This is a genomic window from Streptomyces ossamyceticus (assembly GCF_001418475.1).
In the GTDB taxonomy this organism is placed as follows: domain Bacteria; phylum Actinomycetota; class Actinomycetes; order Streptomycetales; family Streptomycetaceae; genus Streptomyces; species Streptomyces ossamyceticus.
In genome coordinates this window covers 1-11,468 of sequence record NZ_LIQX01000719.1, presented here as the reverse complement: position 1 = coordinate 11,468, position 11,468 = coordinate 1, and the positions used below count along the sequence as shown (strand labels likewise).

Genomic DNA, 11,468 nt, shown 5'->3' with positions numbered 1-11,468 from the left:
CGCCCGCACCCGCACCCGCACCCGCGACGGTGTGTCAGTACTGCCGTCAGTAGTGCTCTTCCCGGTAGACACCGTCCGCCTCGACACCGCCGGCCCACTCGCTGAAGTAGGTGTTCGCCAGCTCCATGTTGTCGACGAAGGAACCGGCGGCCGCGAGGGTGATCCTGAACGGGGCGTCGTCCTCGTCGGGCAGGTTGTTCACGGCCAGCAAGGGGCACTCCGCCGACCCCAGTGCCCGCTCGTCGGCGACGAGGACGAGCGTGCTGTGCGGCCAGTCCTCCTCGTCGCGCCCGATCCGCGCCAGGATCTGCTCCGCGGCGAAGCCGGCGTAGGCGGGGTTGTCGACGACGGTGATCGACTCATGGTGCTCCGAGCCCTCTTCGAGGGCCTGGAGCAGACGCGCCCACGCGTCCGGCTGCTCGAAGGACGTCCGCACGAGGAGCGGCCCGGCGGCCTCCTCGATGGTCTCGATGGTGGCGGAGGGCGGTCCGGGCTCGGCGCCCGTACGGTCGCCGGGGATGACCTGGATCAGGAAGCGGGGCCGCCTGCCGTCCACCGAACGGTCGCTGGCGTGGACGCGGACCAGGTAGGCGCCGGCCCCCGCGGTGGCTAGATTCTCCTTGCGCAACGGCTCGTACCCGCTGTCGCACAGGGTGAGGAAGCCGGTCGTGGAGACCATGGTGATTTCCTCGACCTCGTCCCAGCCGCTCTCCGCGCCCGGGTCCTGACCGGCGTAGAGGGTGACGACGGGGTTCTCCAGGGCGCTCCCGGCGTCGATGTGCAGCCAGTCCTTCTCGGCGGCCAGGAATCCGTGTCCGCGCGGCGGCTTGCCGGCGTCGGGGTCCATGACGGCCAGGTCCCCCCACTCCTTCAACTTGAGCGGCCGGGTGCGACCGTCGAGGAGCGGCCAGGTGGAACGCTGCATGGAGAACCCCCATCGTGCTTCTGTGCCCGCCGGTTACCTGCCGTCCGTGAGGCAAGCACACTACGAGCGTCAACCGCCTCGCCTCCATTGGCCGTTGGGGCATTGCAACCGCCCACCGCAGCCGACCGGGAAGGGAATCAAGCCACTCGCGCGTTGCACCCTCCGGAACGACCGTCGAAGGGGGCGCTGGACGTGGACGGCACCGAACAACAGGCACAACAGGCACATCAGACACAGCAGGCGCCACAAACCCGGTGGACACGGGCGACCCTGGGCGGTCCCGACCGCCCCCTCGACCTGTTGACCGCCCGCTTCGACCGTCACCGCTACGCCCCGCACACCCACGAGGAGTTCAGCGTGGGCATCTGTGTGCTCGGCGCCTCGTGCATCGAGTACCGGGGCGGTGCCCTCACCGTGGGGGAGGGCTCGATCGTCGTGCTCGCCCCCGGGGAGGTCCACACCGGCGAGTCGGCGTACGGTACCTACGCCTACCGCGCCCTCTACCCGGCCCCCACCCTCCTCACCGACGGCATCCTCGGCGGCACCCCGCACTTCCGGGAGCCCCTCCTGCACGACCCCGAACTCGCCGCGGCCCTGCGCAACGCCCACACCGAGCTGAGCACCTGCCCCGACCCGCTGGAGGCGGAGTCCCGCGTCCCCTGGCTGCTCACGGCCCTGGCCCGCCGCCACTCCACGGCCCGCCCCACCTCCGACACGGTCCCCGGCGCCGGCACCATCGCCCTGGCCGTACGCGACCGCCTCGCCGACGAACTCCAGGCCCCGCCGTCCCTCGCGGTCCTGGCCGCCGACCTCGGCCTCTCCCGCTACCAGCTGCTGCGCGCCTTCCGTACGACGATGGGCATGCCCCCGTACGCCTGGCTGGCGCAGTACCGGGTGAGCCGGGCCCGCGCCCTCCTGGAACTCGGTGGCCGCCCGGCGGAGGTCGCCGGCCAGGTGGGCTTCGCCGACCAGGCCCACATGACGCGCTGGTTCGGACGGGTCCTGGGGGTGACCCCGGCGGCGTACCGGACGGGCGTACGACAGTAAGCCCGAAGCACGGCCGGAGAAGCCCCGAAGGGGCAGCCCACTCCTCCCCGCAACAACGTTCAAGACCCGGACCCCCCACCGGCCGGACACTGATCCCATGACTGCACGCGGCTGGTTCCTCTTCTCTCTGATGGGAGTCCTCTGGGGCATCCCCTACCTGATGATCAAAGTGGCGGTGGACGGCGTGTCCCCGTCGATGGTGGTGTTCGTCCGCTGCGCCCTGGGCGCGGCACTCCTGCTCCCCTTCGCGATCCGCCAGGGCGGACTGGCCGCGACCGTACGGACCCACTGGCGCCCCATGCTGGCCTTCGCGGTGATCGAGGTGATCGGCCCCTGGTGGACCCTGACCGACGCGGAACGCCACCTCTCCAGCTCCACGGCCGGCCTGCTGATCGCGGGCGTACCGATCGTGGCCGTGCTCCTGACCCGCTTCTTCGGCGACACGGAACACCTGGGTGGGCGGCGACTGATCGGACTGATGCTGGGCCTGGCCGGCGTCGGCGTCCTCACGATCCCGCACCTGACCGGGGGCGACGCACGCTCACTGGCGGAGGTCGCGGTCACGGTGATCGGCTACGCGACGGCCCCGCTGATCATGGCCCGCCATCTCAAGCAGGTCCCGACGCTGCAGCTGATCGCCCCGGTGCTGCTCCTGTCGGCGATCGTCTACGCCCCCGCGGCGGCCCTGACCTGGCCGACGACGATGCCCTCGACCTCCGTCCTGGCCTCGCTGGCGGGCCTCGGCGTGATCTGCACGGCGCTTGCCTTCGTCGTCTTCCTGGAACTGATCCGCGAGGTCGGCCCGACGAGGGCGACGGTCTTCACGTACGTCAACCCCGCGGTGGCGGTGGCGGCGGGAGCGCTCTTCCTGGACGAGCGCCTGACGGGGACGGTGCTGGGGGCGTTCGCCCTGATCCTGGCGGGCTCGTTCCTGGCGACGGGGTCGTCGGGGCCGAGGCGGACGGGGCGGACGGAGCGGCCGGGGCGGGTGCCGTCGCAGCCGACGCCGCCGCGGGACCGGAGCGCCCCGGCCGCCCGGTAACATGGTCGACACGGCAGACGAGCCGGGCGGACGGCCGCGTGAAGTCCCTTTATGGGGCTTCCCGAGGAACGTCCGGGCTCCACAGGGCAGGGTGGTGGCTAACGGCCACCCGGGGTGACCCGCGGGACAGTGCCACAGAAAGCAAACCGCCGGGGACCTCGGTCCTCGGTAAGGGTGAAACGGTGGTGTAAGAGACCACCAGTGCCCAGGGTGACCTGGGCAGCTAGGTAAACCCCACCCGGAGCAAGGTCAAGAGGGAGTCCCACCAGGGATTGGGAAGGGCTCCTGCGCGGACGTTCGAGGGCTGCCCGCCCGAGTCCGCGGGTAGACCGCACGAGGCCGGTGGCAACACCGGCCCTAGATGGATGGCCGTCGCCCGGGGCTCCGCGAGGAACCCCGGGAACAGAACCCGGCGTACAGCCCGACTCGTCTGCCGCCGCCGGCGATCACCGGTACGACTGCGCATACCGCCAGGTACCCTCGAGCACAACGTCAACGCGGCCCGACGGGCTTCCGCTCCACCTCGGTGGAGTCTCGAAGGACATGCCCCCACCCGCACGAGTCTCTTCGTGCTGCCTGGGGGAAGTCCTTGCTGTTCCGCGCGTCCGCGAAAACGGTCGCCGTCATGGCACTCGACGGTTCGCTGTTCCTGCACCTCACCGAGCAGTTCGTCCACTTGCACGGCCATCGGCCCGGCACCTCGGAGGTGCGTTCCTGGGAGCGCAGCATCCCCGTCCTGGCCGCCGCGCTCAACGACGCCGGCCTGGGCGACGTCGAGGTCATGCTGGAGTACGCGCTCCCGCTGAACAGCAAGCGCGCCGACGTCGTCCTCGCCGGAGTGCACCCCGGCACCGGGGAACCGTCCTATGTCGTCGTGGAGCTCAAGCAGTGGAGCCAGGTACTGCCCCACGACGACGACCCCACACTGTGTCACGTCGACCCCTACACCCACCCCGTCCTCAACCCCATCGAGCAGGTACGCCGCTACTGCGACTATCTGGTCAACTTCAATGGTGCGGTGGCAGAGCACGGCCATCGGGTCAACGGCGTGGCGTTTCTGCACAATGCCACGGAGCTAGATGTGGCCGTCCTGAGGGAGATCGAGCGGGACGGGCGGGGGCTGCTCTTCACGGGGCAGCGTCGCGGTGCGTTCCTGGACCATCTCCGGTCGAAGCTGAGCGACAAGCACCCCGGTGCCCAAGCGGCCGACGAACTGCTCGCGGGCGCCACCGTGCCGTCGAAGCAGTTGATGTCCGTGGCCGCTCAGGAAGTGCGGGAGCGGCAGCAGTTCGTTCTCCTCGACGAGCAGCAGGTCGCCTACCGCATGGTGGTCAACGCGGTGGAGAGGGCGAAGCGCGCCGACCGCAAGGAGATCGTCATCGTCACCGGTGGTCCCGGCACCGGCAAGAGCGTGATCGCGCTCCAACTCCTCGGCGAGCTGTACCGGAGGGGTGAGGCCGCGGTCCACGCGACCGGGTCGCAGTCGTTCACCAAGACGATGCGCAAGGTGGCCGGTTCCCGTAAACGGGAAGTGCAGGACCTCTTCAAGTACTTCAACAGCTTCATGACCACGGAGAAGAACAGCCTGCGTGCTCTGATCTGCGACGAGGCACACCGTATCCGGGAGACCTCCGCCAACCGCTACACCCGCGCGGCCCTGCGGACCGGCAGGGCACAGATCGACGAACTCATCGACGTCGCCCATGTGCCGGTCTTCTTTCTCGACGAGCACCAAGTGGTGCGCCCCGGCGAGATGGGCACCGTCGCGGAGATCCGTGAGGCCGCGGCCAGACGGGACATCGCCTGCCGTGTCGTGCCCTTGGACAGCCAGTTCCGCTGCGGGGGCAGCGACGCCTACGTGCGCTGGGTGGTCCGGCTCCTCGGCCTCGAACCCGGCGGGCCGGTCGTGTGGGAGCCCGACGACCGCATGCGGTTGCTGGTCGCGGACAGCCCGGAGGAGCTGGAGGCGTTCCTGGACGCCCGCCGCGCCGAGAAGTACGGTGCCCGGATGTCCGCGGGCTACTGCTGGCGGTGGTCCCCCGAGCCCAAGCCCGGCGAACCCCTGCCTGCCGACGTCGTCATCGGGAGCTGGGCCCGGCCCTGGAACCTGCGCGGGGACCGGTCGGTCTTGGGCGCGCCCCCGTCCGCGCTGTGGGCCACCGATCCGGCGGGCTTCGGGCAGATCGGCTGCGTCTACACCGCCCAGGGGTTCGAGTACGACTGGTCCGGCGTCATCATCGGCCCGGACCTGGTCTGGCGAGGCGACCGCTGGGTCACCGACCGCACCGCGTCCAAGGACCCGGTGTTCAAGAGGTCCACGCCGGACACCGACGTGGACCGCCTCATCCGCAACACGTACAAGGTGCTGCTGACGCGGGGCATGGTCGGCACGATCGTGTACTCGACCGATCCGGAGACCCGGGAGATGCTTCGGGAGCTGGTCTCCGGCCGCCCGGAGCCACGGCCTGCCGAGGCCGAGGAGCCCGTCCTGCGGCGGTGAGCGCGTGGTATCCGGCCATGATGCCTGTGCTTCCAGCCGACCGACGTGTCACATGCGTCGGGGAAGGCGATCACGTCCTTAAGATCCCAGGCGTCATCGCGGCCCGACGGGCTTCCCACGTGGACATGCCCCCACCCGCACGAGTCACTCGTGCCCTGGGGGATCCACCTCGTGTCCATGCTCCTGCTGAAACTGGCAGCGCGGGATCTGCTGAACCTGAACTCGAGACGCCGTATGGTGCCCCACCTCGCCGCGAGGTGGAAGCACTTCCTCAGCACCGACGCCTCGTTGACTGAACGTTCCGCCTGGGCCGAGAGCCTGGTGCGTCTTGCCGAGGATCTGGTCGCCGCCGAGCGTGGGAACGTGGAGATGGTCGTCGAGTGCGCGGCCACGCTCGACGAGACCGACCGCGCCGGGGACCCGCGCCTCATCGACGTCGTCCTCGTGGGCCATCATCCCGAGGAGAAGGGGCTGTCCGTCCAGCTCGTCGAGTTGAAGCGCTGGTCGACGGTGACCCGGGTGGAGCGAGCCACCGCGGAGCTGGTGCATGTCCCCGGTATGGGGAAGAAGAAGCATCCGGCACTGCAACTGCGGGAGTACTACGAAGCGTTCACGAGCGACCGAGGACCGCTGCACGGACTGGACTACGAGTGCGGCGGCTTCGCCTATCTGCACAACGCCACCGACGCCGCGGTGCTCCCCCTGGTCGGCGTGGACGCGCCGACCGGTGCCTACGCCCGTGTCTACACCCGCGACCGCCGCGCCCGACTGCTGTCGGACCTGCGGAGCAGCTTCGCCGCCGACGGTGCCGACTCGGCGGCCGAGATCCTGTTACGGAGCATGGGCCTGCGCAACACCCCGCTGCTCGACGCCATGATCCGCTCCAGCGGGGAGGACACCGTCTTCACCCTGCGTGGCCGTCAGAAGAAGGTCGCGGACGAGATCCTGGAAACGGCCGCCAAGGTGCTTCCCGATCCCCGGCGGCCCGCTCTGATACCTGATGAACGGCGGGTGGTGTTCCTGGTCACGGGAGGCGCCGGCACGGGCAAGAGTGCCATCGGTCTCCAGATCAAGGCCGAACTGGAGGCGGAGGGCCGTACGGTCAAGTACGCGAGCGGCAGCAGGGCGTTCAACGGCGCCCTGCAGGAGCATGTCGGTTTCGGTGACCGGGAGTTCAAGGAGACCTTCACCTACTTCAGCAACTTCGTCACCCCGCCCGATCCGCCTCTGGACGTGCTGATCTGCGACGAGGCCCACCGCCTGCGCGACCGCTCCACCAACCGCTTCTGGAAACCCGAGGACTGGGGCACCAAGCCTCAGGTGGACGAACTGCTCGACGCCTCCCGGCTGACGATCTTCTTCCTCGACGAGGGTCAGTCCGTGCGCCCGCAGGAGGTCGGCACCGTCGACCTCGTGGAGGACGCGGCTCGGCGCTACGACGCCCACCTGGTCCGTAGCAGCCTGTGGGAACAGTTCCGATGCGGCGGCAGCGACGGCTACATCCGCTGGGTGCGTGGCGCGCTGGGAGTGTCCGACGCGGAGCCGGAGGTGTGGACTCCGGACGGACTGATGCACGTCGAGGTCGTGGACAGCCCGGAGGAACTGGAGCGGATCATTCGTTCCGAGGCCGCGGCGGGAGCGTCCGCGCGCATGGTCGCCGGATATTGCTGGCCCTGGACGAAACCCCTGGGCAAGGAGAAGCGGCTCGAAGCCGACGTCCGGATCGGTGACTGGCACCGGCCCTGGAACGCCGACAGCGAATCCTTCTGCGAGAACAAGACCGTCCCACCGTCCAAGATCTGGTCCGTGCACGAGAACGGCCTCGGCCAGATCGGCTGTGTGTACACCGCGCAGGGCCTGGAGTGGGACTGGTGCGGCGTGATCATGGGCGAGGACATGGTGCGCCGGGGCGACCGCTGGGTGTTCCGTCGGGGCAAGGAGACGGCGGACAAGGAGGCGGGTGTCAAACGGGTGGCCGTTCCCGGGTCGTTCGATCCCAAGGTGAAGCCGAAGAGCGTGGACGATGACGAGTTCGCCCGTCTCGTCCGGCACGCGTATCACGTGCTGATGACCCGGGCGAGCCGGGCGACCGTGCTCTACTCCACGGACGAGGAGACCCGCGACTACCTGAAGGGGCTCGTCGGCGACGTCCACATCCACGGTCTGCGCCCCACCTGGGAGAACCTGCCGGAGCAGGCGCGACAGCCGCATCTGCCCCGTCCTGCCCGAGGAAGCCGCCGCCGCAGGCAGCGTCGGAAGAAGAACACCCCGCCCGGAGAGCTGCGTCTCTTCTGAAACAGCGGACCGGTACGTGGAGTGGCGGGCTCCCGGAGCCCGCCACCTGCCGGTCAGAAGACCAGGCGCGCTACCACGACAAGGGCCGTCACCAGCAGATTGGTGATGACTCCCACCGTGACGTCGACCAGAATCTGACGAATCCGGTCACGACGTGCAAGGTTGTACTCAACGGGGTTCATCGGTTTCCACTCCTGAGCGTGAGCTGGGAATGGCAGGGATCGCCCTACCGGGCATCCGCAGTCACACCGCGTGAGACACGCGGTGGAGACCACTCGTCGCTCAGCGCCGAGGACCGGCACCTGGAACACCGCCGGCGTACCCTCCGGGAAGGTGCGCAGCGGGTAACCACGTTAGTGCACACGCCAGTTGACGCAGATCGATTTTGGACGCTCCGAAGTCCCGCCCCCGACGGCGGACGCGATGGCGCCGGGCGTGAGGACGGCGTCGACCGCGATGGCCTCGGCTGTGTGGAGTTTGCGCATTTCCATCTGAGGGGATGGGTGAGGCTCCAGAACGTGAGTGGTTCGCACGCCGCAAGTCGCCGAATTCGGATGATAAGGGTGGAAGATCCCGTACTCCCGTCCTTCACCGTCTCTTTTCATGGCACGGTCGGCCACTAGGATCTGGACCCTGGGTCTGACCATGGGGAACGGCGGGCCCTCGAAGGACACGACGAGCGGGGAACGGCATGCGGGAAGGCCGGTGGGTCACGGTCACCGAGTCCGAGTTCGATCATGAACGCCGCGGCCTGGAGGCGATCCGGGAGAAGCTGCCGGACTCCGACCCCTGGCGTGCCTGGTCGAACTTCACCTTCACCGCGAACACCGGCCACGTCCGCGAGGTGGACCTGCTGGTCGTCGCCCCCGGCGGCGTCTGCATGGTCGAGCTGAAGGACTGGCACGGCTCGGTCACCTCCGAGAACGGCACCTGGGTGCAGACCACCCCCGGTGGCCGCCGCCGCACGCACGGCAACCCGCTGCACCTGGTCAACCGCAAGGCCAAGGAACTGGCCGGCCTGCTCGCCCTGCCCGGCAACAAGCGCGTCTGGGTCGCCGAGGCCGTCTGCTTCACCGACAACAGCCTCCGCGTACGCCTGCCCGCCCACGACCAGAACGGCGTGTACACCGTCCACCAGCTGGTCGAGATGCTCAAGGCACCCCCGCGCGACGAGCGGCGCCGCATCACCGCGATCGGCTCGCGCGAGATCGAGGCGGCCCTCAAGCACATCGGCATCCGCAAGAGCGACGCCCAGTACAAGGTCGGCCCGTACGAGCTGGAGCGGAAGTCCTTCGACTCCGGTCCCACCTGGGCGGACTACCTCGCCCGCCACAGCGACCTCCCCGAGGCCGCCCGCGTCCGTATCTACCTCAGCGAGCGCGGCTCCGACGCCTCCCTGCGCCAGTCCGTCGAGAACGCCGCCCGGCGCGAGGCCGCCGTTCTGGGCCGCTTCAAGCACCCGGGCGTGGTCGAGCTCAAGCAGTACTTCCCCTCCGGGCACGCCGCCGGCCCCGCCCTGATCTTCGACTACCACCCGGACACCCTGAAACTGGACGAGTACCTGGTCCAGTACGGCGACAAGCTGGACATCCTCGGCCGGATGGCGCTGGTCCGCCAGCTCGCCGAGACCATGCGCTCCGCGCACTCCAGCCGCATCCACCACCGGGCGCTCGCCGCCCGCTCCGTGCTCGTCGTCCCCCGCCCGCGCGGCCGGAAGGGCCGGGCCGTGGGGGAGGAGGCCGCCTGGCTCACCCCGCAGCTCCAGATCTCCGACTGGCAGATCGCCACCCAGCGCAGCGGCGACTCCTCCCAGGGCCAGGGCATGACCCGCTTCGCGCCGACCGCGCTGTCCGCCCAGCACGTGGCCGACGACGCCGACGCCTACCTCGCCCCCGAACTCACCGCCCTCAACCCCGACCCCGTCCACCTCGACGTGTACGGCCTCGGCGTCCTCACCTACCTCCTGGTCACCGGCAAGGCCCCGGCCGCCAGCCAGGCCGAGCTGCTGGCCCGCCTGGAGGCGGGCGAGGGCCTGCGCCCCAGCTCCCTGGTGGACGGCCTGTCGGAGGACGTGGACGACCTGGTGCAGGCCGCCACCGCCTACCGCCCCGGCCAGCGCCTGTCCAGCGTGGACGAGTTCCTGGAACTGCTGGAGATCGTCGAGGACTCCCTCACCGCCCCGGCCCAGGCGGCCACCGCCCCGGAGGGACCGGCCGACGAGGACGACGACACCGCAGCCGCCGACAAGGACCCGCTGGAGGCCGTCGCCGGTGACGTGTTCGCCGGCCGGTGGGAGATCCGCCGCCGCCTCGGCACCGGCTCCACCAGCCGCGCCTTCCTCGTCCGCGACCTCCAGGCCGAGGCCCGCAGGACCCGCCCGCTCGCCGTGCTGAAGGTCGCCCTCTCCGACAGCCGCAGCGAGATCCTCGCCCGCGAGGCCGAGGCCATGGGCCGCCTGCGCCCCCACTCCGGCATCATCCGCCTCGTCGAACCCGAGCCGCTGCACATCGGCGGCCGTACGGTCCTGGCCCTGGAGTACGTCGGCGACGAACGCGACGACACCGGCCCGCACGGGCAGCCCGGCCAGGGCACCGACGGCGGCGCACGCCCGCGCCGCCGCGAGGAGACCGTCGCCCGCCAGCTCCGCGAGCACGGCCGCCTCCCTGTCGACCAGTTGGAGGCGTACGGCGACTACCTCTTCGGCGCCGTCGACTTCCTGGAGGGCGAGGGCGTCTGGCACCGCGACATCAAGCCCGACAACATCGCCGTCCGCATCCGCCCCAACCGCACCCGCGAACTCGTCCTCATCGACTTTTCCCTCGCCGGCTACCCGGCGAAGAGCACCAACGCGGGCACCGACGGCTACCTCGACCCCTTCGTCGACGTCATCACCCGCGGCTCGTACGACTCGCACGCCGAGCGGTACGCCGTCGCCGTCACCCTGCACCAGATGGCCTCCGGCGAGCTGCCCAAGTGGGGCGACGGCAGTCTCCTGCCCCGGATGACCGACGCGAAGGAGTGGCCGTACCCGACCATCGCGGCCGAGGCCTTCGACCCGGCCGTACGGGACGGTCTCGTCGCCTTCTTCCAGAAGGCCCTGCACCGCGACGCGGGCAAGCGGTACCCCGAGCTGAAGCCGATGCGGGACGCCTGGCGCAAGGTCTTCCTCGACGCCTCGCAGACCGTCCCCTCCAGCCACCGCTCCCGCCACCCGGCCCCGGCGGCCACGACCGCGGGGGAGGGGCTGCCCGCCGAGGGCGCCGCCGCCCTGGCGATCGCGGACGCCGAGCCGGAGACCGCCGAGCAGCAGCGCGACCGCCTCGCCGCCGAGGTCACCCGGGACACCCCGCTGACCGTCTCCGGCCTCACGCCCGCCGCCCAGTCGTTCCTCTACGGCCTGAGCATCACGACGGTCGGCGAACTGCTCGACTACAGCCGCCGCAAGCTCGTCAACGCCCCCGGCCTCGGCGCCAAGACCCGCAACGAGGTCCAGCAGCGGCAGCGCGAGTGGGGCGAGCGGCTGCGCGAGATCCCCGTCTCGCCGCTCACGGCGAAGGGCCGGGCGGAGGCGAAGGAGGAGCTGGAGCAGCTCACGGCCGCCGAGTCGGCCGTCGCGGGCCAGCTCGCGACGGGCGCGTCGGCGGGCGCCCTGTCCCCGC

At 70.3% G+C, this 11,468-nt stretch carries 7 protein-coding genes and 1 other RNA gene; 6 read left to right on the top strand and 2 right to left on the bottom strand.

The window, feature by feature from the left end:
* Positions 1-46: 46 nt before the first annotated feature.
* Positions 47-925: a DUF6924 domain-containing protein gene (locus tag AOK15_RS37400; RefSeq protein WP_055523157.1), complete on the bottom strand. Its 879-nt coding sequence runs from the start codon at positions 923-925 to the stop codon at positions 47-49.
* A gap of 192 nt (positions 926-1,117) precedes the next feature.
* Between AOK15_RS37400 and AOK15_RS37395 the strand changes: the two genes are divergently transcribed.
* The 5 genes from AOK15_RS37395 (at position 1,118) to AOK15_RS37380 (ending at position 7,809) form a co-directional block, all read left to right on the top strand.
* Positions 1,118-1,972, top strand: a complete 855-nt coding sequence (locus AOK15_RS37395; protein WP_055523155.1) for a helix-turn-helix domain-containing protein — start codon at positions 1,118-1,120, stop codon at positions 1,970-1,972.
* Positions 1,973-2,069: 97 nt separating this feature from the next.
* Positions 2,070-3,014 carry a DMT family transporter gene (locus AOK15_RS37390; RefSeq protein ID WP_055523153.1) on the top strand — a complete coding sequence of 315 codons (945 nt, stop codon included), beginning with the start codon at positions 2,070-2,072 and terminating at the stop codon, positions 3,012-3,014.
* 18 nt (positions 3,015-3,032) lie between these two features.
* Positions 3,033-3,447: RNase P RNA component class A (gene rnpB / locus AOK15_RS37405), an RNA gene on the top strand.
* Between the two features lie 156 nt (positions 3,448-3,603).
* Positions 3,604-5,514: a DUF2075 domain-containing protein gene (locus AOK15_RS37385; protein ID WP_055523151.1), complete on the top strand. Its 1,911-nt coding sequence runs from the start codon at positions 3,604-3,606 to the stop codon at positions 5,512-5,514.
* Positions 5,515-5,691: 177 nt separating this feature from the next.
* A complete protein-coding gene (locus AOK15_RS37380) occupies positions 5,692-7,809 on the top strand; it encodes a DUF2075 domain-containing protein (RefSeq protein WP_055523159.1) in 2,118 nt (705 codons plus the stop codon).
* 53 nt (positions 7,810-7,862) lie between these two features.
* On the opposite strand, the gene AOK15_RS47970 is transcribed toward AOK15_RS37380, so the two are convergent.
* Complete coding sequence (locus AOK15_RS47970; protein ID WP_225618227.1) at positions 7,863-7,991, bottom strand: DUF6408 family protein; 129 nt, start codon at positions 7,989-7,991, stop codon at positions 7,863-7,865.
* Between the two features lie 509 nt (positions 7,992-8,500).
* On the opposite strand from AOK15_RS47970, the gene pglW reads away from it, so the two are divergent.
* Positions 8,501-11,468: BREX system serine/threonine kinase PglW (gene pglW / locus AOK15_RS37375; RefSeq protein ID WP_107099607.1), on the top strand; the 2,968-nt coding region annotated here is incomplete at its 3' end.

Coding starts and splice junctions, on each gene's coding strand:
- AOK15_RS37380 (WP_055523159.1), top strand. CDS start 5,692: ATGCTCCTGCTGAAACTGGCAGCGCGGGATCTGCTGAACCTGAACTCG.
- AOK15_RS47970 (WP_225618227.1), bottom strand. CDS start 7,991: ATGAACCCCGTTGAGTACAACCTTGCACGTCGTGACCGGATTCGTCAG.
- AOK15_RS37400 (WP_055523157.1), bottom strand. CDS start 925: ATGCAGCGTTCCACCTGGCCGCTCCTCGACGGTCGCACCCGGCCGCTC.
- AOK15_RS37390 (WP_055523153.1), top strand. CDS start 2,070: ATGACTGCACGCGGCTGGTTCCTCTTCTCTCTGATGGGAGTCCTCTGG.